The 24,928-nt window shown below is 71.1% G+C and carries 19 protein-coding genes, 1 other RNA gene and 1 riboswitch; of the genes, 7 read left to right on the top strand and 13 right to left on the bottom strand.

The window, feature by feature from the left end; all coding sequences use genetic code 11:
- Positions 1 to 14 precede the first annotated feature (14 nt).
- On the top strand, positions 15 to 980 hold the full coding sequence (locus H5399_RS07820; RefSeq protein WP_182782433.1) for an MDR family oxidoreductase: 966 nt from the start codon (positions 15 to 17) through the stop codon (positions 978 to 980).
- Positions 981 to 1,496: 516 nt separating this feature from the next.
- Here H5399_RS07820 and H5399_RS07815 read toward each other — a convergent pair.
- The 3 genes from H5399_RS07815 to H5399_RS07805 all read right to left on the bottom strand — a co-directional run bounded on the left by H5399_RS07815 (position 1,497) and on the right by H5399_RS07805 (position 6,551).
- Complete coding sequence (locus H5399_RS07815) at positions 1,497 to 2,528, bottom strand: ABC transporter substrate-binding protein (RefSeq protein ID WP_182782432.1); 1,032 nt, start codon at positions 2,526 to 2,528, stop codon at positions 1,497 to 1,499.
- The gene (locus H5399_RS07810; protein WP_182782431.1) at positions 2,525 to 3,364 is read right to left on the bottom strand and encodes an ABC transporter permease; all 840 of its coding nucleotides are present in this window, start codon (positions 3,362 to 3,364) and stop codon (positions 2,525 to 2,527) included. The genes H5399_RS07815 and H5399_RS07810 overlap by 4 nt, the downstream gene beginning before the upstream one ends.
- Before the next feature lie 85 nt (positions 3,365 to 3,449).
- A riboswitch (FMN riboswitch) is annotated at positions 3,450 to 3,582 on the bottom strand.
- A 50-nt stretch (positions 3,583 to 3,632) separates the two neighbouring features.
- Entirely contained in the window at positions 3,633 to 6,551 is a 2,919-nt protein-coding gene (locus H5399_RS07805) for a bifunctional [glutamine synthetase] adenylyltransferase/[glutamine synthetase]-adenylyl-L-tyrosine phosphorylase (RefSeq protein WP_182782430.1), read from the bottom strand.
- A 70-nt stretch (positions 6,552 to 6,621) separates the two neighbouring features.
- On the opposite strand from H5399_RS07805, the gene H5399_RS07800 reads away from it, so the two are divergent.
- The gene (locus H5399_RS07800) at positions 6,622 to 7,047 is read left to right on the top strand and encodes a sterol carrier family protein (RefSeq protein ID WP_182782429.1); all 426 of its coding nucleotides are present in this window, start codon (positions 6,622 to 6,624) and stop codon (positions 7,045 to 7,047) included.
- A gap of 6 nt (positions 7,048 to 7,053) precedes the next feature.
- Here H5399_RS07800 and H5399_RS07795 read toward each other — a convergent pair whose 3' ends face one another.
- Positions 7,054 to 8,346 carry a glutamine synthetase family protein gene (locus H5399_RS07795; RefSeq protein ID WP_182782515.1) on the bottom strand — a complete coding sequence of 431 codons (1,293 nt, stop codon included), beginning with the start codon at positions 8,344 to 8,346 and terminating at the stop codon, positions 7,054 to 7,056.
- Between the two features lie 173 nt (positions 8,347 to 8,519).
- On the opposite strand from H5399_RS07795, the gene H5399_RS07790 reads away from it, so the two are divergent.
- From H5399_RS07790 to H5399_RS18490, 3 genes are read left to right on the top strand one after another with little or no spacing between them, the layout of a single operon-like run.
- Positions 8,520 to 9,365, top strand: a complete 846-nt coding sequence (locus tag H5399_RS07790) for a DUF2510 domain-containing protein (protein WP_182782428.1) — start codon at positions 8,520 to 8,522, stop codon at positions 9,363 to 9,365.
- 26 nt (positions 9,366 to 9,391) lie between these two features.
- Complete coding sequence (gene map, locus H5399_RS07785) at positions 9,392 to 10,252, top strand: type I methionyl aminopeptidase (RefSeq protein ID WP_182782427.1); 861 nt, start codon at positions 9,392 to 9,394, stop codon at positions 10,250 to 10,252.
- Positions 10,249 to 11,052: a transglutaminase family protein gene (locus H5399_RS18490; RefSeq protein ID WP_220490881.1), complete on the top strand. Its 804-nt coding sequence runs from the start codon at positions 10,249 to 10,251 to the stop codon at positions 11,050 to 11,052. The genes map and H5399_RS18490 overlap by 4 nt, the downstream gene beginning before the upstream one ends.
- Here H5399_RS18490 and H5399_RS07775 read toward each other — a convergent pair.
- From H5399_RS07775 to rplM, 8 genes are all read right to left on the bottom strand, one after another.
- On the bottom strand, positions 11,016 to 11,978 hold the full coding sequence (locus tag H5399_RS07775; RefSeq protein ID WP_182782426.1) for a transglutaminase family protein: 963 nt from the start codon (positions 11,976 to 11,978) through the stop codon (positions 11,016 to 11,018). The genes H5399_RS18490 and H5399_RS07775 overlap by 37 nt on opposite strands.
- Positions 11,975 to 14,479, bottom strand: coding sequence for a circularly permuted type 2 ATP-grasp protein (locus H5399_RS07770; RefSeq protein WP_182782425.1), 2,505 nt, complete (start codon positions 14,477 to 14,479; stop codon positions 11,975 to 11,977). The genes H5399_RS07775 and H5399_RS07770 overlap by 4 nt, the downstream gene beginning before the upstream one ends.
- A gap of 995 nt (positions 14,480 to 15,474) precedes the next feature.
- An RNA gene (gene rnpB, locus H5399_RS07765) (RNase P RNA component class A) lies at positions 15,475 to 15,842 on the bottom strand.
- A gap of 34 nt (positions 15,843 to 15,876) precedes the next feature.
- Positions 15,877 to 17,310 carry an RNB domain-containing ribonuclease gene (locus H5399_RS07760; RefSeq protein ID WP_182782424.1) on the bottom strand — a complete coding sequence of 478 codons (1,434 nt, stop codon included), beginning with the start codon at positions 17,308 to 17,310 and terminating at the stop codon, positions 15,877 to 15,879.
- A complete protein-coding gene (locus H5399_RS07755; RefSeq protein ID WP_182782423.1) occupies positions 17,310 to 18,050 on the bottom strand; it encodes a zinc ribbon domain-containing protein in 741 nt (246 codons plus the stop codon). Before H5399_RS07755 ends, H5399_RS07760 begins: the two co-directional genes overlap by 1 nt.
- Positions 18,051 to 18,113: 63 nt before the next feature.
- Positions 18,114 to 19,466: a phosphoglucosamine mutase gene (gene glmM / locus H5399_RS07750; RefSeq protein WP_182782422.1), complete on the bottom strand. Its 1,353-nt coding sequence runs from the start codon at positions 19,464 to 19,466 to the stop codon at positions 18,114 to 18,116.
- A 104-nt stretch (positions 19,467 to 19,570) separates the two neighbouring features.
- Positions 19,571 to 20,098 carry a 30S ribosomal protein S9 gene (rpsI, locus tag H5399_RS07745; RefSeq protein WP_182782421.1) on the bottom strand — a complete coding sequence of 176 codons (528 nt, stop codon included), beginning with the start codon at positions 20,096 to 20,098 and terminating at the stop codon, positions 19,571 to 19,573.
- Between the two features lie 20 nt (positions 20,099 to 20,118).
- Complete coding sequence (gene rplM / locus H5399_RS07740) at positions 20,119 to 20,562, bottom strand: 50S ribosomal protein L13 (RefSeq protein WP_182782420.1); 444 nt, start codon at positions 20,560 to 20,562, stop codon at positions 20,119 to 20,121.
- A gap of 247 nt (positions 20,563 to 20,809) precedes the next feature.
- Between rplM and H5399_RS07735 the strand changes: the two genes are divergently transcribed.
- A complete protein-coding gene (locus H5399_RS07735; protein ID WP_182782419.1) occupies positions 20,810 to 22,891 on the top strand; it encodes an elongation factor G-like protein EF-G2 in 2,082 nt (693 codons plus the stop codon).
- Positions 22,892 to 22,922: 31 nt separating this feature from the next.
- On the opposite strand, the gene coaBC is transcribed toward H5399_RS07735, so the two are convergent.
- On the bottom strand, positions 22,923 to 24,149 hold the full coding sequence (gene coaBC / locus H5399_RS07730; RefSeq protein WP_182782418.1) for a bifunctional phosphopantothenoylcysteine decarboxylase/phosphopantothenate--cysteine ligase CoaBC: 1,227 nt from the start codon (positions 24,147 to 24,149) through the stop codon (positions 22,923 to 22,925).
- A 68-nt stretch (positions 24,150 to 24,217) separates the two neighbouring features.
- Here coaBC and H5399_RS07725 point away from each other — a divergent pair, with 68 nt between their 5' ends.
- Positions 24,218 to 24,922 (top strand): NRDE family protein, encoded by a 705-nt coding sequence (locus tag H5399_RS07725; protein ID WP_182782417.1) that lies wholly within the window; start codon positions 24,218 to 24,220, stop codon positions 24,920 to 24,922.
- Positions 24,923 to 24,928 lie beyond the last annotated feature (6 nt).

Raw genomic sequence — 24,928 nt, 5'->3', positions numbered from 1 at the left:
CTAGGGTGATGGCCATGCGTGGAATCGTGGTGCGGGACGACGGTGTGGCCCTCGAAGAGGGCTGCGAGGAGCTGCTGGGCGACGAGGGCGTCCTCGTCGAGGTGGTGTACTCGGACCTCAACTACAAGGACGCCCTGGCCGTCACCGGGCGGCCGGGCGTGGTGCGTCAGCGGCCGCTGATCGCCGGTGTGGACATGGTGGGCCGCGTCGTCGAATCGCCCGACGACCGCTGGGCCCCGGGAGAGTGGCTGATCCTCAACGGCGCCGGCCTGTCCGAGACCAGGCACGGAGGGTACGCCACCCTGGCCAGGGCGGATGCCGAGCTCGCGGTCCGCGTGCCGGACGGCCTCAACCCGGAGCGCGCCGCGGCCCTCGGCACCGCCGGCTACACGGCGGCGCTGGCGGTGCTGCGGCTGGTGATGGAGGGTGCCTCACCCTCCGACGGTCCGGTCCTCGTCACGGGCGCGACGGGGGGCGTGGGGTCGATCGCAACCATGCTGCTGGCGTCGGCCGGCTTCGATGTCGCGGCATCGACGGGGCGCCCCGACGAGTTCGGCGGCTACCTCCGGGAGCTGGGCGCGGACACGATCGTGGCCAGGGACGAGCTCGCCACGCCGGGGCGGCCGCTCCAGAAGGCCACCTACGTGGGCGTGATCGACTCGGTGGGTGGCCAGATCCTGGCCAACGCCATCGCGCAGACTCAGCCGCACGGCGCGGTCGCGGCCTGCGGGTTGGCGGGCTCCTCCGAGCTGCCGGCCACCGTGCTGCCCTTCATCCTCCGCGGAGTGACGCTGGCGGGGATCGACTCTGTGTGGGCAGACGTGGAGGACCGCGCCGACGCCTGGCGTGTGCTGTCGCGGGGGGTCGACACGGACCTGCTGGACTCCATGACCACCCGGATCGGGCTCGACGGTGTGATCGCGGCCGGCGAGGACCTGCTCGCCGGGCGGCGCCACGGCCGCACCCTCGTCGAGATCTGACCATCGTTCCCTGAGGAGTCGACCCGCCGCAGGCGCGGGCGACGTCTCGAAGGGTCGAATCGCAACCTGACAACCCAGACTCGCTCAAAGGTCACCACACAACCCTTCGAGACGGCCGACGGTCGCTCCGCGACGCCGACCTCCTCAGGGACCGATTGCGACGGCCGACGGTCGCTCCGCGACGCCGACCTCCTCAGGGACCGATTGAGACACGGCCGATGCGTCCCCACAAGGGAGGGTGACGGCAGGGCGGCACGGCGCAGTGATGCCCAACCCGACGATCGCCGAACTGGCGTCCCGCCCAGGCAGACCCGCACCGGGGCCGCCCTGCCGGCATACGCCCGAAGGTGACAACGCCACATCGCGACCGGCGCGGAGCCGGGAGACGCTGCCCGGGCAGCCCTCAACCACCCAGCCCCAGCGCGACAGGCAGCTGCCGATGCGGGCCAACCACCAGGGGCTGCCCGGGCAGCGGCTCTCGGCTCCGCGCACCGTCGACACATCCCCGGCCAGGGGTCAGACCAGGTCGCCGAGGTCCACGTACGGATTCGCCGGGGCCTGCTCGATGACGCCCACCTCGACGAGGAACTCCGCCATCCGGCCGAACGCCGCGACATCCAGCGACACGTCCACCTCCCCGTCCCTGGTCCACAGCCCCGTCGTGGCCTTCAACACCCTGGCCGCCGACTCCCGCTGGGCGGGGTCCGCCAGGGCGGGCACCTGCTCGGCGGTGGCATCCAGCGCCGCCTCCGGGTCCGCGATCACCGCCTCCTGCGCCTCGCGCATCCCCGCCGCGACCGCCGCGAGCACGTCGTCGGGCACCTCGGTGCCGACGGTGACCAGGCTCGGCCCCACCAGCCGCGGCGACGCCGGGTCCGAGATCGGGATCGAGATGACGGGCTCGCCCTGTGCCTGCAGCTGCACCAGTTCGTTGTTGCGGAATCCCATGATGAAGTCCACCTGGCGGGCGGCCAGCGCGCTGAGCTGCGTGTACCCGATGTCCATCAGCTTCACGTCGGTCTCGGTGAGGCCGGCCTCGTGCATGGCGGCCAGCGCTGCGTAGTAGCTTGACCCGAAGTGGCCGGGGATGCCGAGGCTGCGGCCGGCGAGCACCTTCAGCCCGTCGTCGGCAGACAGCCCCAACCCGGCCCCTCCCATCACCTCCAGCGGGTAGGTCTGGTAGCTGGTGGCGAAGGTGCGCAGGTCCTGCCCGTTCGCGGCCGCCACCATGGCCTCGTCGGCGGAGGCGAACACGACGTGCTCCTCGCGGGCAAGGACGGCGCCGAACACGTCCTCCTGCTGCCCGTGGTGACGCAGCGTCACGTCCAACCCGTGCTTGGCGAAGATGCCCCGCGCCACACCCAGGTAGAAGGCGCTGAACTGCACGTTGGGGATGTACGTGAGGCCCACGGTGAGCGTGCCGTCGGCGAGCATGCTGCCGCTGGCCGTGGATGTGGGGGTGGCTTCGGGCTGGGATGAGCAGGCGGCGAGGCCCGCAGCGCCGGCAACGGCGAAGCCGCCGAGGATGAGGGAACGTCGGGTGATCATGTGGTTTCTCCTTGGAGTCTGGCGACCGCGGCGCGTTCAGCGACGAGGACGAGGCCGTGCAGGGTCAGTGAGGTGAGGCTGATCCAGGCGACGACGGCGAACAGTCCCGCCGTGTCCGCCGCCTCCCTGGTGAGGGTGAGGAGGGTGCCCAGTCCGGCTCCGCCCATGACGAGTTCGCCGACGACGGCGCCGGTCATGGTGAGGACGACGCCGCCGCGGACGCCGGCGAGGATGGCGGGGGCCGCCATCGGTCCCTCGACGTGGATCAGGCGCTGCCAGGCGCTGGCGCCGTCGAGGAGCGCGTTCTCGACCACCCGCATGTCGAGGGATCGGAGCCCCACGACCGTGGTGGTGATCATCGGGAAGAACGCGATGATGGCGCACAGGACCGCGATGGGGACGGTGCCGTAGCCGATCCACAGCACCAGCAGCGGCGCGATGGCCACGAGCGGGATGGTCTGCGAGATGGCGACGAACGGCTCGACGACGGCGGCCAGGAGCCGCGAGTGGGTGATCACCACGCCGAGCGGGATCGCCACGGCGATGGCGATGAACGCGCCGAGAAGGGCGGCCCCCAGGGTGGGGGCGAGGTAGCGCCAGGCCACGCCGGTGGTGGCCTGCGTCACCATCCGCGACACGACGTCGACGGGGTTGGGCAGATAGACGGGGGCGACGAGGCCGCTGGCGGTGACCGCCCACCACAGCAGCCCCACCAGCGCGAAGGCCGCGAACGTCGTTCTCCGCCGCCCCGCGGCAGGACGGGTGCGGGCAGGGTAGGCGGACCACACGCCGAGATGCGCGAGGGTGCGCGCCCGTCGCCGCTCCTGGATGGTCATCTTCCCGGTCCTTCGTCTCAGGTCCCGGGGTACGCGCAGGCACGACGGCTGAATGCGCGCACAAAAGTGCGCACGCCGTCGCGCACGCGTGTTCCTCCCATCCAGACTCTGACTGTCGGTCTCGGAATTTCACCGAGTCAACCCTCCGGCCCTCAGGGGCCTCGGGGGTCGCGGACTATCACCGCCGGTTCGGACTTACACCGACCCCGGAACACGTTTGCACAGATGGTAGCACCGGACATCCGGCCCACAGCCGCCGGTCTCGGGCTCAGCTCTCCCAGAAGACGGCGTCCACCACGTCCGAGGCGCGGCGCATCAGCCGGCGGGTGTCGTCGACAAGCTGCGAGGCCGCCCTGGGGCCATAGCCCAGAAGGACCGAGACTGCGGCCAGCTCGCGCACGTCCGCGGGCAGGGCGTCGCTGGCGCGGCCGCGCACCAGCATCACCGCGTCCCGCAGCCGGCTGGCCCTCACCCACGCCTGCTCCAGCCGATCGGCCTGGGACTCCTCCAGCAGCTCCAGCCGGGCCAGCAGCCGCAGCGCGCCGAGGGTGGAGGTGGTGCGCAGCCCCGGGTGGGCGTGCGCGTGCTGCAGCTGGAGCAGCTGGATGGTCCACTCCACGTCCGAGAGGCCGCCGGGGCCGAGCTTGAGGTGCCGCTCCCGAGGCACGCCCTTAGGGATGCGCTCGGTCTCCATCCGGGATTTCAGCTTGCGGATGTCGGTGATCTGCTCGGGTCGGAGCCCACCGACGGGGTACCGGAAGCCGTCCAGCGCGGACAGCACCTGCTCGGCGAGGGCGCGGTCTCCGGCACCTGGCCGGGCGCGCAGCAGCATCTGCGCCTCCCAGGTCGAGGCCCATTTGGCGTAGTAGGCGGCATACGACGACACGGTTCTCACCTGCGGTCCGCCCTTGCCCTCGGGTCTGAGGTCCGTGTCGACGACGAGCCCCGGGTCGGGCCCAGGCTTCCCGATGATGTCGGAGGCGAGGCGGACCAGCTCGGTGGCGCGGGTGAGGTTCTCCCCCTCGACGCCGTCGGGAACCACAAAGATGCAGTCGGCGTCCGAGGAGTAGGACATCTCGCTACCGCCCCACCGGCCCACCGCGATGACCCCCACCTCCGGGGCTTCGATGCGACGTCGGGCCAGCACGAGCCCCGCGTCGATGGTGGCCGACGCCAGGTCGCTCAGCGCCACCCCCACCGTCGCCAGGTCGGCGTCGCCGAGCACGTCGCTGAGGGCGATCCGGCACAGCTCCGCCCGACGGAGGGCCCGGACGGAGGCGATGGCCTTGTCGAGGTCCTCCTGCCGGCTGGCAGCTCGCGTCATGGCCTCGGTCAGTTCCTCGATGGCCCTGGGGCGCAGCTCGTCGTTGCCGGCGAGCATGTGGATGTGGTGGGGGGCGCGCTTGAGCAGATTGACCACGTACCGGCTCGACGACGCGATGCGCGCCAGCCGGTGCGCCATGAAGCCCTCGTCGCGCAGCGTCCGCAGGTACCAGGACGTGGTGCCCAGCGCCTCCGACAGCTGCCTGAACGACAGCAGCCCGAAGTCCGGGTTGGGGCCCTCGGCGAACCACTCGAGCATCGCGGGCATCAGCTGCCGCTGGATCTCGGCACCGCGGTCGGTGCCCCGGGTGAGCGCCTGGATGTGGCCGAGCGCGGCCCGCGGGTCGGCGAATCCCAGCGCCCGCATGCGCGTCATGGCCGCGTCGGGGGTCAGCTTGAGGCCGTCGGTGGGGAGGTGGCTGACGGCATCGAGCAGCGGGGAGAAGAAGATCCGCTGCTGGAGGCGCCGGACGCGGCGCGTGGACTCGCGCCACTGCCTGGTCAGCTCGTCTGCGGTGAGTCCCAGGGAGCGGGCGACGTGCCGCAGCGCCAGCTCCTCGTCGGGCACCAGGTGCGTGCGCCTGAGCCGCCTCAGCTGGACGCGGTGCTCGAGCACGCGTTGGAAGCGGTAGGCGTCTGCCATCTCAGCGCCGTCGGTGCGGCCGATGTAGCCGCTGCCCACCAGCGCCTTGAGCCCGGTGAAGGTGCCGCGGACGCGGAGCCGCTCGTCGGCCCGGCCGTGGACCAGTTGGAGCAGCTGCACGGAGAACTCGGTGTCGCGGAGGCCGCCGGAGCCCAGCTTGATCTCCTTGTCTGCCTGCTTGGCGGGGATCAGGGAGATCACCCGCTCGCGCATGCTGCGCACCTCGGCGAGGAACTCCGGCCGCTCCCCTGCCTGCCACACCATGGGCCACACCATGTCCACGAAGCCCTGGCCGAGCTCGAGGTCCCCGGCCGCGGGGCGCGCCTTGAGCATGGCCTGGAACTCCCAGTTCTTGGCCCACTTCTCGTAGTAGGTCCGGCAGCTGGCCAGGGTGCGCACCAGCGGACCGGCCTTCCCCTCGGGCCGGAGCGCGGCGTCGACCTGCCAGATGGTGCCCTCGGCGGTGTGCGCCGAGCAGAGTCGCGCCTGCGCGGCCGCCAGCTTGGTGGCCGCGGCCATCGCCTCCTCGACGGTGGCCCCCTCCGCGGGCTCGGCCACATAGAGCACGTCGACGTCGGAGATGTAGTTGAGCTCCTGCGCGCCGGTCTTCCCGAGCGCGATGACCGCCAGGCGCGCGGAGCGCCAGCCGGGGACCTCGGCCCGGGCGTGCGCCAGCGACATCTCCAGCACGGCGTCGGCCACATGGGCGAGCTCGCGGGCCACGTCGTCGGCGACGGCGATCGGGTCCGGGGCGGTGAGGTCGCGGGCCGCGATCTCGATCAGCGCCACCCGGTCCGCGAGGCGCAGGGAGTCCGGGTTGCCCTGGGCGACGCCGTCGACCAGTCCGACGCGTCCGGCGAAGAAGGCGTGCCACCCCTCGCGCCCGCGTGCGCGGGGCTCCTCCCGGAGCGCCTCCGCCTCCTCCGGGTGACGCACCAGGGTCTGGGCCAGCACGGAGGATCCGCCGAGCACGGCCACGATCCGCCGGAGCCAGCCGTCGTCAGCGACCATCCGGGCGAAGAGCTCCGGGGCGGACTCTGAGATGCGCTCCAGGGCGTCGAGGGCGAGGTCGCGGTCCGCGACCGGCTCGAAGACGGCGAGGTCGACGGGCGGGTCGCCTTGCACCCGCTCCCGCCAGCGGTCCCAGACGCGGGCGCTCGCCGTGGCGGAGTCGAACCCGCGTCGGGCGAACTCGCCGATCTGCGACTGGTACCTGGTCACCGGCTCAGACTATCGACGCCGGCCCGGCCCCGCGGGTCCCACGGCGCGCCGCCACTATCCTGGGCCGATCATGTTCAAGCCCACCCCGAAGGTCGTCGCCGCGTTGCGGGCCCACCTGAGCGACGACGCCGCGATCGACGCCGAGCTCGCCCGCCGTCGCCCGGACCTCACCGGGCTCCTCCTGCGCGCCGCGAAGCTCCCGGGGCTCCTGGACCGGGAGCTCACCGCTGCGGTGTGCCGCGCCGGGTGCGCCCTCCTCGGTGAGCGGCATCCGGGGGCGTCCATCGAGGTGCGGGTGCCGCCGTTCGCGGCGGTTCAGATCGGGTTCGACGCCGGGCCGAGGCACACGCGCGGCACCCCACCCAACGTCGTGGAGATGGCGCCGGAGACCTTCGTGGGCCTCGCCGTCGGGCGCCTCGACTGGTCCGAGGCGACGCTCAGCGCCTCCGGCGTGCACGCCGGCGAGGCTGCCCGCGCCTTCCCGCTGGTGCGGTGAAGGCCCTCACATGACGCGGATGTGGCGCTCCAGCTCCCAGGGCGTGACCTGCTTGCGGTAGGCCGAGAACTCCTCGTGCTTGTTGCGCAGGAAGTACTCGAAGACGTGCTCGCCGAGGGTCTCGGCCACCAGCTCGCTCTCCTCCATCAGCCGGAGTGCCTCGTCGAGGTTGTGCGGGAGCTCACGGATGCCGATGGCCTGACGCTCACGGTCCGTGAGGCGCCACACCTCGTCCTCGGTCTCCTCGGGGAGCTCGTACTCCTCCTCGATGCCCTTGAGGCCGGCGTTGAGCAGCACTGCGTAGGCGAGATACGGGTTGACCGCCGCGTCGACGGCGCGGTACTCGATGCGCGCCGACGAGGTCTTGCCGGGGGTGAACTGCGGGATCCGGATGAGCGCCGAGCGGTTCGCCCGCCCCCAGCACGCGTACGAGGGGGCCTCGCCGCCGCCGACGAGCCGCTTGTAGGAGTTGACCCACTGGTTGGTCACCGCCGTGATCTCCGGGGCGTGCCGCATGAGGCCGGCGATGAACTGCTTGGCGGTCTTGGACAGGTTGTACTCGTCCGAGGCGTCGTAGAAGGCGTTGGTGTCGCCTTCGAACAGCGACATGTGGGTGTGCATGCCCGAGCCGGGGTGCTCCGAGAACGGCTTCGGCATGAACGAGGCGTGGATCCCCTGGCTGACGGCCACCTCGCGGATCACCACGCGGAAGGTCATCACGTTGTCCGCCATGGTGAGCGCGTCGGCGTAACGCAGGTCGATCTCATGCTGCCCGGGGGCGGCCTCGTGGTGGCTGAACTCCACCGAGATGCCCATCTGCTCCAGCATCGTGATGGCGTCGCGCCGGAAATCCGTGCCGTCGCCGAGCGTGGTGTGATCGAAGTAGCCGCCGTCGTCCAGCGGCACCGGCGGCGTCAGCGACCGGAGGAGGAAGAACTCGATCTCGGGATGGATGTAGAACGTGAAGCCCATCTGCCCGGCCTTCTGCAGGGCGCGCTTGAGCACGTAGCGGGGGTCCGCGAAGCTCGGGGAGCCGTCGGGCAGCTTGATGTCGCACAGCATCCTCGCCGTGGAACGGCCGGCCTGGCGCCAGGGCAGCACCTGATACGTCGACGGGTCCGGGTGCGCCACCATGTCGGACTCGAAGACGCGCGCGAAGCCCTCGATGGCCGACCCGTCGAACCCGACGCCCTCGGAGATGGCGCCCTCCACCTCGGCGGGCGCGATGGCGACGGACTTGAGCGAGCCCAACACGTCGGTGAACCAGAGTCTGACGAACCGGATCCCCCGCTCTTCCATAGAGCGCAGGACGAATTCAGTCTGCCTATCCATGGCCCCAGTCTGCCCGCACTTTGTTTCAAGCGCATGACGAACCGCGCCGGAGGTCCGCGTTTCCTCATCTGGGTCGCGGCGCTTGCCAGCGCCCTTGGCGCCACTGGGTCCGTCCGGGGCCACCATCTACTATTGGCCCTATGGCAGAGCCCGGCTGGTACGCGGACCCGACGGCGCCCCACGGACGGCGCTACTGGGACGGTCAGCGCTGGATGCAGGCCGGGCCCGTGCGCCAGGGGCCCGGCACGGGACTGTGGGTGGTGATCGCGCTGCTGGTGGTCGCCGCCGTGGTCGCGGCCATCATCCTCGTGCCCCGAGGCGCCAATCCGTTCGCGGCCACGCCCGAGGACAACAGGTCCGCCCGCCCCTCCGGCACCCAGTGGAACGAGCTCGTCCCCACGGAGACGCCCAGTCCCACCCCCGTCGAGACGGGCTTCGGGCAGCCGATCGACTGCCCCATCACCGGCGAATCCCCCCGCAGCGACCTCCGCGACGGCCGCCTCCACGGTGGCGGGCTCTCCATCGAGCCGCCCTCGGGCTCTGACTGGTACCAGTCCGGGGCCTGGATCGAGTGGCTGTACGAGTCCAACGGGATGATCCGCGACATCGCCACCGGGTGGATCAGCAACGTCAACGTCGGCTACATCCGCGTATCGGACGGCTTCTCGCCGGTGATGAGCACGGCCGCGGAGCAGTTCGTCACGTGCATGGCCTCCTCGGGCATGTTCTTCGGCTTCGAGCGCCGCGAGATCCTCATCAACGAGGACTACGTCGTCTCGGACCGGATCGGCTGGCGGCTCACCTCCAACATCTTCGTCGGCAACCAGCGCCATCAGGGCATCGAGGGCGACGTGGTCGACGTGATCCTGGTGCCCACCGGCGACAAGGACCGGTTCGCGGTGTACGTCTCGTGCGCCACCATCGACCATGAGGAGAACCAGCGGGAGGTCGAGCACGCGCTGGCCTCCCTGCGCTTCGACGGCTGATTCGCCCGCACGTAGACTGGCGCACTGTGAACCCAGTGACACCCCACACCATCACCCCCTTGCGCGACGTCCCCCGCTCCATCCCGCGCCCCGAGTACGTCGGCAGGCCCGCACCCAAGCGCTACACAGGCTCGGACGTGCAGACCCCCGATGTGATCGAGCGGATGCGGGTGGCCGGCCGGATCGCGTCGGAGGCGATGCACGAGGCGGCCAAGGCCATCGCGCCGGGCGTCACCACGGATCAGCTGGACGCCGTCGCGCACGAGTACATGCTGGATCACGGGGCCTACCCGTCGGCGCTGGGCTACCGCGGCTTCCCCAAGTCCATCTGCACCTCGGTCAACGAAGTGGTCTGCCACGGCATCCCGGACCTGCGCCCGCTGGAGGACGGCGATCTGGTCAAGATCGACGTCACCGCGTTCAAGGACGGCGTCCACGGGGACAACTGCGGCACCTTCTACTGCGGCGACGTCGACGAGGAGTCGCGGCTCCTCTCCGAGCGCACCCTGGAGGCGCTGAACCGCGCCATCAAGGCCGTCAAGCCGGGCCGTCCCCTCTCGGTGATCGGCCGCGTCATCGAGTCCTACGCCAAGCGCTTCGGCTACGGGGTGGTGCGCGACTACACCGGCCACGGCGTCCACACCGCGTTCCACTCCGGGCTGGTGGTGTTCCACTACGACGAGCCCCGGGTCACCACCATCATGCAGCCCGGCATGACCTTCACCATCGAGCCCATGCTCACCCTCGGCACCCACGAGACCGACCAGTGGGACGACGACTGGACCGTCGTCACCACGGACCGGTCGCGGGTGGCTCAGTGGGAGCACAGCCTGGTGGTCACCGCCGTCGGCGCCGAGATCCTCACCCTCCCTGGCAACGCGGCGTGAGTATCAGGCGGGTCTCCAGCCACCTGGAGGTGGGGGTCGGCGCCACCGCGGACATGGTTTTCTCGGTCGCGGTGAGCACGCACTACCCGGAGGTCGTCGAGACGCTGACCTTCAAGGTCGGCGACGACGAGCTCGAGGTCGAGGAACTGATCGCACCCTCCGGCAGCCGCCTGCACCGGCTCCGCGACGCCCCCGTCGGCACCCTCCACGTGGACTACAACGCGGCCGTGCTGGCCCCCGCCCCCGAGTACCCCCTCCAGGGCATCGACGAGATCCTCTACACCCGGCCCTCGCGCTACTGCGACTCGGACCGGCTGGCCAACCTCAGCCACACCCACTTCGCCGGCCTCACCGGATTCGAGCTGATGAGCGCCGTCACGCAGTGGGTCCGCACCAAGGTGATCTACCGCCCCGGATCCAGCCGGGTCGTCGACGGCGCGCTGGAGACCTACCTCAGCCGGGCCGGGGTGTGCCGGGACTCGGCGCACCTCGTGGTCGCCTTCCTGCGCGGGGTCAACATGCCGGCGCGTCTGGTGTCGGTGTATGCCCCGGGCCTGACGCCGATGGACTTCCACGCCGTCGTCGAGGCCTACTGGGAAGGGTCCTGGTACCTGCTCGACGCCACCGGGCTGGCGCCGCGCACCCCCATGGTGCGGATCTGCACCGGGCGCGACGCCGCCGACACCGCCTTCATGACCACACTCGGCGGGCGCACCACCCTCAACCGGTTGTCGGTCACCGCGACCGTCGACGGGGAGCTGCCCTACGACGACAACTTCAGCTTCAGGACGCTCACCTGAGGCGCCTCGTCGCCCTCCATCGGCAGGACGTCGACCCCCACGCTGAGCCGTGAGGTCGCGGCCTCGGTGACGATGACCCCCCGCAGCGGGCTCACGTCCGCGAAGTCGCGGCCCCAGGCCGTCACGATGTAGCGCGAGTCCGCGAACTGCCCGTTGGTGGGGTCGATGTCGATCCACGTCCCGGTGGGCGCCAGCACCGAGATCCAAGCGTGCGACGCGTCGGCGCCCTCCAACTTGGCCTGCCCGGGCCCCGCGACCGTCTCGATGTATCCGGAGACGTAGCGGGCCGGCACGCCGAGTGAGCGCAGGATCGCGATGCCGAGGTGGGCGAAGTCCTGGCAGACGCCGGCGCGCAGCTCGAGGAGTTCGTCGACGGTGGTGCGCACGGACGTGACGCCCGGCCGGTACGCGAAGTCCCGACGGATGCCCCTGGTGAGCTCCACCAGCGCCTCACCGAAGCCCAGCCCGGGCGCCAGGATGGTCTCGGCGTAATCGGCGAGGTCCTCCCCGGAGGCCACCGTCACGTGCCGGGACGGCAGCGAGAACATGGCGCGGTCCAGCCGGAACGCGGCGTTGCCGGCGGTGGCGCGCCGGGCCGAAGCCAGCGTCCACTGGTTGAGGGAGTCCACGTCCACCTCGGGCCAGGCCACGTCGACGATGGCCTCCTTGATCACCACGAGGTGGGTGTGAGGGTAGTGGATCTCCAGGTAGTGGCTGGTGTTGCCGAAACGGTCCAGATGCTCGGTGTGCAACAGAGGATGCGGCAGCACCTGGGTGCCGTGGGCGCGGAGCCGCTGGGTGGCGGTGTCGCGGGGGGTGAGGAATCCCCGCTCGTAGCACAGCGTCACGGGCTCCGGATACTCGTAGCTGGTGCGATGCTTGACGAAGTAGCGGCGCGGCGTCAGGTTCTCGGGAAGCTGCCTCACGCGTCCTCCCCCAGGAGCGCCCCGGCGCTCCACTCGCTGAGCGTGGCCCGGCGCGGCGCGGACCGGGTCAGGTGCCTGCGGCTGAGCTCATCGGAGATCGCGCGAAGCTCGGACAGCTCGGCGGCCGCGAACCCGGTCACCAGCGCCCTCGGGCCGGTGAAGAGCCGCACCAGGTCCGCGTTGGCGAACGCCGCCACCAGCTCCGAGGCCCGCGCCGCCACCTCGTCGTCGCCGATGAGCTTGAGGTCCTCGACGAGCCTGTCCAGCTGGTAGGCCACGGATCGGGGGTTGGACCTGTCGCACAGCAGCAGCTGGGTGGCCGCCAGGGCCGGGCGACGGGGCCCCTCACCGGAGGCGGAGCGGCGGCGCTGCGTGATGAGCGACTCCCCCATCTCGAGGATCGCGTCTGCGAGCTGGTTCTCCACCACGGCCGCACGGTCGTCTCCGAGGGTGTGCAGCACCACGGCGAGCGTGCGCTGCGAGCGCTCGATCCGCACCCCGGCGTCGATGAACGCCCACGTCACGTCACGGGTCAGGCTCTCATTGTTCAGGCCGGCCACGGCCAGGGTGCCCGCGACGAGGTCGTCCAGGATGCCCGCCAGGTCGCGGCGCCTGCCCGCGTCGACGAGCAGCCGGTTGAGCTGGCTGAGGATGTGCCAGAGGTCGCTGGACATGATGTCGGGCACCTGGTTGGCGGCCTCCGTGAGGCGCCTGATCGCGTGCGCCACGGAGCCGGTGGAACTCCCGTCGACGACGGCGGGGCGCAGCCGCTTCAGAGCGGCGCCGACGTCGCCCGCGGACAGGTCCAGGCCGGTGATCCGCTCTCCGGCGACGAGGACGGCGCCGAGCACCTGGCCGCCGCGTGAGACCGGGCTCCGGCCATGGTCGTGGGCGAGGTCCACGGCCAGACGCAGCAGCCGCACCGTGCCGTCGGCGCGTTCCGCGTAGCGACCGAACCAGAACAGGTTGTCCGCGATGCGGGGCGCGAGCGTGGCCACCCGCTGGATGGCGATCGGTCCCCCCTCGAAGGTGGGGGTCCACGTCTCCTGGACATCGTCCGGGTCCAGCACCCAGACGTCCTTGGTCAGGGCGCCGTTCATCGTGGTGATCCGGAACCGGTCGTCGGGCGCGACCCGCGCCAGGCCACCGGCCAGGATCTCGTGCGAGTGGTCCACCTGGGCGGCGAAGCAGCGCAGCACCACGCGTCGCGGCTCCACGCCGTCGGCGGTGACCACCGGGGTGGTGGAGAGTTCGACGTTGTCCTGCCCGCACCACGCCCACGGCTCCGCCTCGATGCGGGCCACCAGCTCCGTCTTCTCGGCAGCGGTGAGCTCCCACCCGGCCAGCGTCGAGCCTCCGAAGCCTCGGTTGATGGGCTTGAGAAGCAGGCTGTCCAGGTGCGTCAGGACGTGGCTGCGCTGCGCGTCGTCGCCGCACCACCACGTCTGGGCCGACGGCAGGAGGAGCTCCTCCCCGAGGAGCTGGACAGCCAGCCCCGGGAGCAGGCCGAGCAGGGCCGGGTTCTCCAACACCCCGCTTCCCAGCGGGTTGAGGGAGGCGACGTTGCCGAGGCGCGCGGATTCGACGAGGCCGGCCACGCCGAGCTGGGAGTCGCTGCGGAACTCGAGCGGGTCACACAGATCCGAGTCCACGCGGCGGAGGATGACGTCGACCAGGGCCCGACCCTCAGGGGAGTTCACCCACACCTGCCCGTCGCGGAGCACCAGGTCCTCGGCCTCCACGAGCGCATAGCCCAGCAGCGTGGCGAGGAAGCCCTGCTCGTAGGCGGTCTCCGCGCCGGCCCCGGACCAGAGGAGGACCCCCTTGGGGGTGTGTCCGGTGCGGGGCGCGAGCTGCTGCAGCCCGGCCCGCATCGCCGAGAAGTAGCTGCGCAGCCGCGCCGGGCGGGCGTCGTGGTGCAGGTCTGCCATCACGCGGGAGGTGAGCCTGCGGTTCGCCATCGCGTAGCCCATGCCCGAAGGAGCATCGGTGCGGTCGGCCAGCACCGTCCACGCTCCCCCGGCGTCGCGGCCCAGGTCCGCGGCGGCCAGCGGCAGCCAGGCATGGCTCGGCGCCTCGATGCCGCTCGCGCGGTGCAGGAACCCGTGGTGGCCCCACACGATCTCCGCGGGCAGCGCGCCCGAGGAAAGGAGCCGCTGCTCGCCGTACAGGTCCCGCAACACCAGGCCGAGCAGGCGGGCCCGCTGCTTGAGGCCGGCCTCCAGCGCGTCCCATTCGTCGGCCCCGATGACGAGGGGAAGCGGGTCGATCATCCAGGCGAGGCGCAGTTCGCCGCCGTAGTGGATTCCCTCGTCCTGGACCAGGCGGTCCAACTCCTCACGGGCCGACTGCAGCCCCCGCAGGCCGAGCGTTCCGATGGCGCCCTCGAGGAACGACTTCCCGGGCGTGGCTTCAGCCCCGGAGGTGAGCTCGTCCCAGCCCGTGCCCAGCCGCCCACGGTAGGCCGCCAGATGGCTGGTCGGGGCTGCCGGGGCTGTCACACCCGCCACCTTAGTGGTGCTCCCGGCGGGGGGCGCTGCCGTCGGCGGCGGTGGACGACGAGCGGCCCGCTCCCTACGGCGGCCCGCGGCGCGGCGTGGGCCGTCCATCGCTCCCTGAGGAGGGCCGCCCCTTCCCCGCTCCCTGAGGAGGGCCGCCCGCGGAGCGGCGTGGCCCGTCTCGAAGGGTCGTGACTACCACCTTCACGCAGTTCTGGTGGTCGGGTGTGGGAAGCCGTGAGTCGATGCCCGGGCGGCCGTTGTCCAGGGTCTGGTTTCTGGCTGCCGGTCAGTGTGTGGTCGGGTGGTGAGGCCGCCCGGGCCTCGACTCTCGACTCACCGCACTCGTCTTCCCTGTGGCGTTGCCTGGTCCCGGGCGTGGGCCGGCAGGGCGGCGTCGGGGGTTGGGTCTGCTCGGGCGGGATGCCAGCTGGGTGATCCTCGGGTTGGGCACCGCTGCGCAGTGCCGCCCTGCCGTCCACCACCCTCGTTGTCAGGAGCGGGACCCTCTGTGATCGAACGTGGCCCGCCCGCCGCTGGGTGAGCGGCGCAGCCCGCGTCGAAGCAAACCCGGCCCACCCCGCTGGGTGAGCCGGGCGCGCGCGAAGCGCCGCACCCGCGTCGAAGCCCCTGGCGCTGGCTCCGGTGTCTCGACCGACGCTCCCCCGCGGAGGCGGGACGCCAGTGCCGCCCCTCACGCTCAACCGAGGGCAGGGTGACCGGCACTACGGGCACGTTTCCGCGGAAGGGAGCACCCCACCCCCAGCGGATCTGAGAGCTACGGCCCACAGGTCTCCTCGGCGAACTCGCGGCTGTCTCGGACCTCAGGAAGGTTTGGGCGCGGAATCGTGCCCGTAGTGGCACCCTCTGGTCGGCCCCCTGAGCGTGGAGCCCCGTACTGGCGCCCCCCCTCCGCGGACTTGGGACCCACCTGTTCGGGGACCGGGCAGCCCAACAAGCAGAACCCCCCCCCACAAGCCTGTGAGGGGTGTCGATGGTGGACGAGCCGGCCGGTAAGCCGGATTCTGTTTCGCAGATGATCATCTATCTGAGGCCCGACGTTGCCGCCGGGCTCCTGCAACCTACCCGGACGCCTCGCGCGAGCAGCGCTCAAGTGGCGTCCGCAGCCGGCCCGAAGGCCGACCTTCTTGGTCTTGCTCCGGGTGGGGTTTACCGAGCCGCGCCGGTCACCCGGCACGCTGGTGGTCTCTTACACCACCGTTTCACCCTTACCTGTTGCCAGGCGGTCTGTTTTCTGTGGCACTGTCCCGCGGGTCACCCCGGGTGGGCGTTACCCACCACCCTGCTCTGTGGAGTCCGGACTTTCCTCAGCCACCGAAGTGGCCGCGATCATCTGGCCGACTCGTCCGCGGACCATCCTACCCGTTGGGAGGGTGTGCTCAGTTCGGCCGCGACAGAGTGACCCGACCCGACCGCACGTCCACCTTGTCGACGCGGACGCGGATCTCCGAGCCCACCTCCTTCTGCGTGGCCTTGAGGTGCAGCTCGACGGCGGGGTCCGGTACCTGCAGGGTGCCCATTCCGGTCTTGGGGTGAACGTCGGTGACAACGCCCGTCAGCACGCGGCCCAGCGCGCCGCGCAGGACGAGCGCCTCGGCCAGGTCGAGCACCCCGTTCTCGTAGGCTCGGGCCACCCGCCCGGAGTCGGCCATCTCCGCCGGCAGGGCATCCAGGCCGTCGCGGGCCCACTGCGGTACCTCCAGCTGGTTGAGCAGCGCGTGGCACACCTCGAGGACGTAGCGGTCGACGAGGCGGCGCAGCGGCGCCGTGGTGTGCGCGTAGGGCGCGGCGAGGGCGGAGTGCTCCAGGTTCTCGTCGGGGACCTCGCCGTCGAAGGCAAGGTAGCCGGCCCCGCGGAACAGCATGGTGCACCGGGTGAGCACCGCCAGCTCGCGGGGATTGTCCGGGGACAGCGAGCGCACGAACTCGGGATAGCTCATGGATTTCGGCCAGGCGACGCCCAGCGTCGCGGCCGCCCGGCGGAGCTTCTCCAGCGACCACTGTTCGGCGGGCGGCAGCGTGCGAAGGATGCCCACCCCGCCGTCGAGCATGGTGCGGGCCGCGGCGAAACCGGTGAGCAGGGAGATCTGCGCGTTGTGGTCCTCGACCGGCACCAGGCTCCGGAACTCCAGCTGCCAGGTCCCGTCGTGCTCGAGGATCTCCTGCTCCGGCAGATTGAGCGAGACGCCTCCCCGCTGGATCTCCAGCTGGCGACGCAACTCCCCCACCTCCGGCAGGAGCGCGATGCTGGGATACGGCTCGTCGCGATCGAGGTCGCGCTGGACGCCGTCGTAGTTGAGCTTCGCGCGGCTCAGCACCAGGGCCCTGGTCAGAGAGACCCCGCGGAGCTCCCCCGCGGAGTCGAGCCGGTGCTCCCACAGCATCGCGGGGCGTGGCACGCCGTCGGCCAGGAGGGAGGCCGCACCCTCCGCCAACACGGAGGGGTGGAGCGGGACGCGCGCGCTGGGGGCGTAGAACGTCTGGCCCCGGCGATGGGTCTCCTCCTCCAGGGCGGTGCCGGGCCGCACGAAGTGGGCCACGTCGGAGATGGCGTAGCGCACCAGGTAACCGTCGCCGTCGCGCTCGATCTGCAGCGCCTGATCCAGGTCCGTGGAGGACTCCGGGTCGATGGTGACGAACTCGATGTCGGTGCGGTCCACATGCCCACTGGGCGGCAGCTGCGCCGCCAGCTCGGCCTCGGCCAGCACCTCCGCCGGGAAGGACGTGGGCAGCTCTAGGCGTCGCTGGAGATCCAGGAGGCCGTGGTGGACCTCAGCCGGGATATTGCGGATGTCCAGATGCGTCGACGGCATCAGAGGCCGGACTCCGCCGTGCGCACCAGGATGCGGTCACACTCCACGCAGCGCACCACCTGCTCCGCGGGCGCCCGACGGTAGAGATCCAGGTCCGAGACGGTCAGCTGCAGCTGGCAGCCGCCACAGCGCCCGGCCTTCAGGAGGGCCGCCCCCAGCCCGGACGAGGCCCGCATCTTCTCGTAGAGCGCCAGAACGGCGACCGGGATGCGGGCGGCGATGGGCGCGCGGGCCACGCTCAGGTCCTTCGCCTCTTGGCTCAGCTTGGCAACCGCCTCGTCGCGCACGGCCACCTCTTCGTGCAGCCGGGCCTCGATCTCGATCTTGCGGGCCGCGATCTTCTCCCGGTGTGCGACGGCCTCCTCCAGCCGGCCCATCACCTCCAGCTCCGAGTCCTCCAGATCCGAGATGCGGCGCTGGAGGTGGGCGACCTCGTCCTGGAGCGAGCGCAGGATCTTGCCGTCGGTGACGGAGCCGTCGACGATGCGCTTCTCGTCCCGCGCCAGCCTGGCCCGCACCGGCTCGAGGTCCGCCTCAGCCTTGCTGACGGCGACCTGAAGGTCGTCGGCCTCGGTGGTGGAGAAGATCAGCTCGTCGGTGACGCGCTGGCGGGCGGCGATGAGGTCCGCGATGGCCTTGTGCTGAGGAAGGGACCGGGCCGCGTGCTGAATCCTGGCCACCTCCGAATCGAGGTCGGCCAACGTGAGCAGCGAGCGTTGGGCGGCGGGGTCAGCGAGCATCGGGGCGTCCTTTATCCAGTTTGGGGTGCGCCCCAGACTACCCGCCGGGCCTGGCCCGGAGACTCAGAGCGCTAGACGCGACTTGACCTTCTCAGCGAGGGTGTCGGCGATCCGGCGCGCCGCCTCGTCCGTGGGCGCCTCCACCATCACGCGCACCACCGGCTCCGTGCCGGAGGGGCGAAGCAGCACCCGTCCCGCGTCGCCCAGCTCCCGGGACGCGGCCGCCACCGCCTGCTGAACCCCTGTGTCGATGCCGGCGCGCAGCTTGTCCACACCGCGGACGTTGATGATCACCTGCGGGAGCACCGTCATGACGGAGGCGAGCTCCTTCAGGGACCTGCCGGTGGAGATCATGCGGGCCGCCAGGTGCAGGCCTGTGAGGGTGCCGTCTCCGGTGTTGGCGAACTCGTTGATGATGACGTGGCCGGACTGCTCGCCGCCGAGGGCGAAACCGTTGGCGTTCATGGACTCCAGAACGTAGCGGTCCCCCACCTTCGTCTGATCCACGCGGATGCCGTGCTCCCGCATCGCGTTGATCAGCCCCAGGTTGCTCATCACGGTTGCGACGACGGTGTCGGAGTGCAGACGGTGCTCCTCCTTCATGGCGATGGCGAGGATGGCCAGGATGTGGTCGCCGTCCACCACGTTGCCGGCATGGTCGACGGCGAGGCAGCGGTCCGCGTCCCCGTCGAGGGCGATGCCCAGATCCGCGCCCTCGGCCTTGACGCGCGCGATCAGGTCGCCGAGGTGGGTGGAGCCACAGTCGCGGTTGATGTTGAGCCCGTCAGGATCGGCGTGGATGGCGATCACCCGCGCACCCTGGGCCGCGAACGCCTCCGGGGCGGTGGCCGAGGCGGCGCCGTTGGCGCAGTCGATCACCACGGTGAGGCCCTCCAGGGAGGCGTCCTCGCCCAACGAACCCACCAGGTGAGCGACGTAGGCCTCGACGGCGCCCAGATCGCTGCGGATGCGGCCGACGGCGTCCCCGATGGGACGCTCCCAGCCTTCACCCATCCGGGTCTCGATGGCGTCCTCCAGGTAGTCGTCGAGCTTGACGCCGCCCTTGGAGAAGAACTTGATGCCGTTGTCCGGCATGGGATTGTGCGAGGCGGAGATCATCACGCCCAGATCAGCGTGCAGGCTGTTGACCAGGAAGGCGACGCCCGGCGTGGGCAGCACCCCGAGCCGCAGCACGTCCACGCCCGCCGAGGCCAACCCGGCGATGACTGCCGCCTCGAGGAACTCGCCGCTGGCTCGCGGGTCTCGGCCGACGAGGGCCACGGGCCGATGCCCGGCGAAGGCGCCGGCCTCCCCCAGGATGTGCGCCGCCGCGACCGAAAGGTCGAGCGCCAGCTCGGCGGTCAGTTCGCTGTTCGCGACGCCACGGACGCCGTCGGTACCAAAGAGTCGTGCCACGCAGGCGAGACTACCGCCGCCTGACGCAGCCGGGCGAATTCCTCGTCGAATGCGACGAACGCCCACCCCCTGCGCAGGGATGGGCGTTCGAGGAGCGGCTGGAATCAGCGCTTGCTGTACTGCGGGGCCTTGCGGGCCTTCTTGAGACCGGCCTTCTTGCGCTCGATGATGCGGGAGTCACGCGTCAGCATCCCGGCCTTCTTGAGGGCGGGACGCGAAGCCTCGGTGTCCACCGCGTTCAGCGCGCGGGCGATGCCCAGGCGGAGGGCGCCGGCCTGGCCGGTGATGCCGCCGCCGTGGATGCGGGCGATCACGTCATAGGAGCCGGACACGCCGGCCACCACGAACGGGTCGCTGACGAGCTGCTGGTGCACCTTGTTGGGGAAGTAGTCCTCAAGGGTGCGGCCGTTGATGGTCCAGGAGCCGGAGCCGGGAGCGATGCGGACGCGGGCGACCGCCTCCTTGCGGCGGCCGGTGGCGCCCATGGGGGCGACGACGGCGGGACGCACGTCGGAGCCGGCGGCGGCAGCCGGGTTGGCGTCCGAGCGGTAGGCGATCTCGCGGTTCTGATCGTCGACGAACGGGGTGATCTCGTCCGCGACGGTCTCTTCGATGTCAGCAGTCTGGGTCATGGGATGCGTCTCGCTCTCGCTCACTGGGCGATCTGGGTGATCTGGTAGGCCTGCGGCTGTTGCGCGGCGTGCGGGTGCTCCGGGCCGGCGTAGACCTTGAGCTTCCCGATCAGCTGACGGCTCAGCTTGTTCTTGGGCAGCATGCCCCACACAGCGAGCTCAACCGCCTTACGGGGATCCTTGTTCAGCATCTCTCCGATGGAGACGGCCTTGAGGCCGCCCGGTCGGCCGGAGTGCGAGTAGCGCATCGAATCCGTGCGCTTGTTGCCGGAGACGGCGATCTTCGAGGCGTTGACGACGACGACGAAATCTCCGCCGTCGACGTGCGGGGCGAAGGTGGCCTTGTGCTTGCCGCGCAACAGGGTGGCAGCGGCCACGGCGAGACGCCCGAGGATGACGTCCTCGGCATCAATCACATGCCAGTTCCGGGCGATTTCGCCCGGCTTTGGGGTGTACGTAGACACGAGACCAACTTCCATTCGTTTCCAAACAAACTGCGGATCGCACTGGCGGCGTCGACTCGCGGAGCCGCAGCCGACCCCAGTAAGTCGCACAGGCCTCTCGGCGCGCAACAGCTGCCAAGCTTACGTGGCCGGAGGGCGGCGGGGCAAATCGGAGCGCCACCTCGACGGCGCCCGCCCGGGAGGCGCTCCCCCACCGATTTGCGGGGGTTGCCTCATTGCGCCCTCACGAGGGGTCTAACGTTAGGCCATGGCCTCAAAGACGAGTCCCCAGATCGCCGTCTCGACCCCCATCGACGTCCGCAACGTCGTCCTCGTGGGAGCCAGCGGCTCGGGCAAGACAACACTGTTCGAACATCTTCTGCGCGCCCGCATCGAGGGCTACCGCGGCGAGAAAGACACCCCCGAGCGGGGGGCATCGCTGACGCTGGCCTCGATCCCGTCCAACAATGTGCAGATCAACCTCCTCGACGCCCCCGGGCATGCGGAGTATGTCGGCGAGCTGCGGGCGGGCCTTCGGGCTGCCGACGCGGCGATCTTCGTCATCGCCGCCGGCGAGGACATCGACGCCGGCACCGTCGCGCTGTGGCACGAATGCCAGGACGTCCAGATGCCCCGCATCCTCGCCATCACCAAGCTGGACCAGGGGCGCGCGGACTTCGAGCTGATGGTCTCGGTCGTGCAGGACACGTTCGGCGACAACATCATCCCTGCCCTCATCCCGCTCGAGGTCGACGGGGAGAACGTGGGCAACCTCTCTCTGCTGAACAAGCGCGCGCACGACTACTCGTCGGGAGTCCGGGTGTCGCGGGATGCCACGGAGGAGGAGTTGGCGCTCATCGACGAGCGCCGCGCCCCCCTGCTGGAGGCCATCATCACCGAGGTGCAGGACGAGGACCTCATGGAGCGCTACCTCGAGGGCGAGGAGCTGGCCGCCGAAGAGGTGCACACCGCGCTGCTGGCGGCGGTGGAGTCGGGACGGTTCTTCCCTGTGCTGCCTGCCCACACCACCTCGGACAAGGGCACCGAGGAGCTGATGCGCTGGATCGAACGCGGCTTCCCGGCCCCGGCGTCGCACCACATCCCACCGATCACCACACCCAACGGCGCCACGCTGCCGCCTGCGTCGTGCGAGCCTGACGGCCCGCTCGTCGCGCAGGTCATCCGCACCACGTCGGACAACTTCGCCGGCCGCACCAGCCTGGTGCGGATCTTCAGCGGGTCGCTGAGGGTAGACGACGTCGTCCACGTCTCGGGGCACCGCGAGCTCTTCGGCGCGGAGGCCGACCCGATGCATCCGGACCACGACGACGACGAGCGGATCGGCCCGATGAGCGTCACCCTCGGCGGCGAGATCGTCGCCAAGCCGGTGGCTGTCGCGGGCGAGATTGTCGCGGTGACCCGGCTCTCGAAGGCCGAGACCGGGGACACGCTGTCGGATCCCGCCCGCCCCGCGCTGCTTCCGCCCTGGTCTCTACCCTCGCCTCAGCTGCCTGTCGCCATCCACGCGGCCAGCCGCGGCGATGAGGACAAGCTCGCCTCCGCCCTCCACCGTCTCGCGCTGGAGGACCCCACGGTGCACCTGGAGCGCAACGCGGGCACCGAGCAGCAGCTGCTGTGGGTGATGGGCCAGGCCCACAAGGAGCTGCTGTTGGCGCGGCTCAGGGACCGCTACCAGGTGGGCTTCAAGGAGGAGCCTGTGCGGGTGGCGTTGCGGGAGACGTTCGTGGCACCGTCGAAGGGCAAGGGCCGCCACGTCAAGCAGTCCGGCGGGCATGGTCAGTTCGCGGTCTGCGACGTCGAGGTGGAACCCCTCCCCCGTGGCGGCGGTTTCGAGTTCGTGGACAAGGTGGTGGGCGGCTCGGTGCCGCGCGCCTACATCGGCTCCGTCCAGAAGGGCCTCGAGCAGCAGCTTGCGCACGGCACCACCTTCGGGATGCCCATGGTGGACGTTCGGGTGACCCTCTACGACGGCAAGTCCCACTCGGTGGACTCCTCGGACATGGCGTTCCAGGTGGCCGGCCAACTCGCGCTCCGGGACGCCGCCGGCCCCGGGAAGGTGGGCCTGCTGGAGCCCATCGACCGGGTGCGCGTCACCACCGGCGACTCGTTCATGGGCTCGGTGCTCACGGACCTCGCCGGCCGCAGGGCGCAGGTGCAGGGCAGCGACCTCGACGGCCAGGGCCACGCCACCATCGAGGCACTGGTTCCGCAGAGCGAGCTCGTGACCTACCCGATCGACCTGCGCGGCGTCGCGCAGGGCACCGGCAGCTTCACCCGCGAGTTCCACGGCTACGAGTTGATGCCCGAGGAGCTCTGGCCGAAGCAGTAGTTCCAGGCAGAGTCGCGGCCGCGTGTTCCCGTCAGGGGCGCGCGGCCGCGCCGCGTCCGGGATGCCCCACGACGGCGTCGAGGAGCGCGTCGGCGACCTCACGTTTGGTGCCTGCCGACTCGGCGATCACCGCATCGTCGGCGCCCAGGATCAGCACCCTGTTGTCCGCCGCCTCGAAGCCCTTGTGCCAGCCCACCTCGTTGACGGCCAGCAGGTCGACGCCCTTGCCGCGACGCTTGGCGACGGCGCGGCGCAGCAGTTCGTCGCCGGTGGAGGTCTCCGCCGCGAAGGCGACGATCAGCTGCCCGGGGCGGCGCCGGGCGGCCAGGCCGGCGACGATGTCCTCGTTCTCCACCAGCGTCAGCACCGGCGGGGCCCCCGCCTCCTTGGTGAGCTTCCCTTCGGAGGTTTCAGCCACCCGGTAGTCCGCGACGGCGGCCGCCATGATGACGACGTCGGCCGTCCGCGTCAGCTCTCCCATCACGGCCGACAGCTCGGAGGCTGACCCGGCGGTGCGCGTCTCGATCCCGGGCCGCTGGGCGGGGCGCAGCACGTCGGCGTCGATGTTGCAGGCCGCGAGGTAGACCCTCGCGCCGCGCTCGGCCGCCGCCACCGCCAGCGCCACCCCCTGCCGGCCGCTGGATCGGTTGCCGAGGTAACGGACGGGATCGATGGGCTCGCGGGTCCCGCCGGCCGACACCACGACGGTGAGCCCGGCGAGATCCCGCCTGTCGGGGGCGAGGACCCGCCGCGCCGCCGCGTGGATCTCGTCGGGTTCGCTCATCCGGCCCGGCCCGGTGTCGCCGCCGGTGAGGGGTCCGTCCGCGGGCCCGATGACGTGCACGCCCCTGGAGATGAGCGTGGCCATGTTCGCCACCGTCGCCGGGTGCTGCCACATCTCGGTGTGCATCGCCGGCGCGATGAGCACCGGTGCGCGGGTGGTGAGCAGGGTGGTGCCGAGCAGGTCGGAGGCGAGGCCGGCCGCCATCGACGCGATCGTGTTGGCGGTGGCCGGCGCGACCACCACCAGGTCGGCCCGCTGGCCGAGCGCCACGTGCCGCACCTCGGGCACGTCGTCGTGGACGGAGGTGGTGACCCGGTTGCGGGAGATCGCCTCCCACGTGGGAAGCCCGACGAACCGCAGGGCATCCTCGGTGGGGACGACGTGCACCTCGTGCCCGTCGAGCACGAACAGGCGGACGAGCTGGACGGCCTTGTAGGCGGCGATGCCGCCCGTGACTCCCACGACGATGACCATGCCGACGATTCTTCCAGAGGCATCCGCGTTGCGCGGGTACGGAGACCGGGGCCCGGTACTGTCGCGGCATGTGCACTGTGGTGATCCGGGTGCCGGAGCCGGGTGAGGGTCCGGTCCGGGTGCTGGCGGTCCGAGACGAGGACCCGGAGCGTCCCTGGCTGCCGTGGGGCGCCTGGTGGCCGGATCGGCCGTCGGTACGCGGGGTCCGGGACGAGCTTGCCGGCGGGGCCTGGCTCGCCGCCGACGGGTCGCGGCTCGCCGTGCTGCTCAATCGCGCGGGCGGCGCGGACGTGCCGGTGCCCACCTCGAGGGGATCGCTGGTGTTGGACGCGGTGGCGGGGCGGCCGCTGCCCGAGCCGCTGACCACCCTGGGCTTCAACCTGGTGGAGGCCCACGCCGAGGGCGCGCGCGTCACGTCGTGGGAGGGCGGGCGCCCCAGTGTCACGGACCTGGCGCCCGGCACGCACATGGTGGCCCACGAGGACGTCGATGATCCCACCACCCCGAGGATCGCGCAGTGGTTGGGCCGCTTCGCGACCACCGCCACCGACGACCGGGGCGACGGCCGCTGGTGGGAGGCTTGGCTACGGGTGCTGGAGGAGTCCGCCCGGCTCGAGGCCGCCGACGACAGGGCGATCATCCGCGACAACCGGCCTCACGGCTACCCGACGCTCAGCCTGCTGGTGGCCGTCGCGTCGCTCGATGCCTCGGGCATCCGGGTGGCCACCGACGCGCTGGCTCGACCCGGTCAATGGAACCGTCCGCGCCTCTGACGGGCG

This window comes from Tessaracoccus sp. MC1627, from assembly GCF_014164725.1.
Lineage (GTDB): Bacteria > Actinomycetota > Actinomycetes > Propionibacteriales > Propionibacteriaceae > Arachnia.
Note: the sequence above shows the minus strand (reverse complement) of the source record. Positions and strands in the feature narration are given on the sequence as shown.

Coding starts and splice junctions, on each gene's coding strand:
- H5399_RS07815 (WP_182782432.1), bottom strand. CDS start 2,528: ATGATCACCCGACGTTCCCTCATCCTCGGCGGCTTCGCCGTTGCCGGC.
- coaBC (WP_182782418.1), bottom strand. CDS start 24,149: ATGGTCATCGTCGTGGGAGTCACGGGCGGCATCGCCGCCTACAAGGCC.
- H5399_RS07755 (WP_182782423.1), bottom strand. CDS start 18,050: ATGCTCGCTGACCCCGCCGCCCAACGCTCGCTGCTCACGTTGGCCGAC.
- H5399_RS07795 (WP_182782515.1), bottom strand. CDS start 8,346: ATGGAAGAGCGGGGGATCCGGTTCGTCAGACTCTGGTTCACCGACGTG.
- H5399_RS07735 (WP_182782419.1), top strand. CDS start 20,810: ATGGCCTCAAAGACGAGTCCCCAGATCGCCGTCTCGACCCCCATCGAC.
- H5399_RS07760 (WP_182782424.1), bottom strand. CDS start 17,310: ATGCCGTCGACGCATCTGGACATCCGCAATATCCCGGCTGAGGTCCAC.
- H5399_RS07810 (WP_182782431.1), bottom strand. CDS start 3,364: ATGACCATCCAGGAGCGGCGACGGGCGCGCACCCTCGCGCATCTCGGC.
- H5399_RS07725 (WP_182782417.1), top strand. CDS start 24,218: ATGTGCACTGTGGTGATCCGGGTGCCGGAGCCGGGTGAGGGTCCGGTC.
- H5399_RS07820 (WP_182782433.1), top strand. CDS start 15: ATGCGTGGAATCGTGGTGCGGGACGACGGTGTGGCCCTCGAAGAGGGC.
- H5399_RS07790 (WP_182782428.1), top strand. CDS start 8,520: ATGGCAGAGCCCGGCTGGTACGCGGACCCGACGGCGCCCCACGGACGG.
- H5399_RS07800 (WP_182782429.1), top strand. CDS start 6,622: ATGTTCAAGCCCACCCCGAAGGTCGTCGCCGCGTTGCGGGCCCACCTG.
- rpsI (WP_182782421.1), bottom strand. CDS start 20,098: ATGACCCAGACTGCTGACATCGAAGAGACCGTCGCGGACGAGATCACC.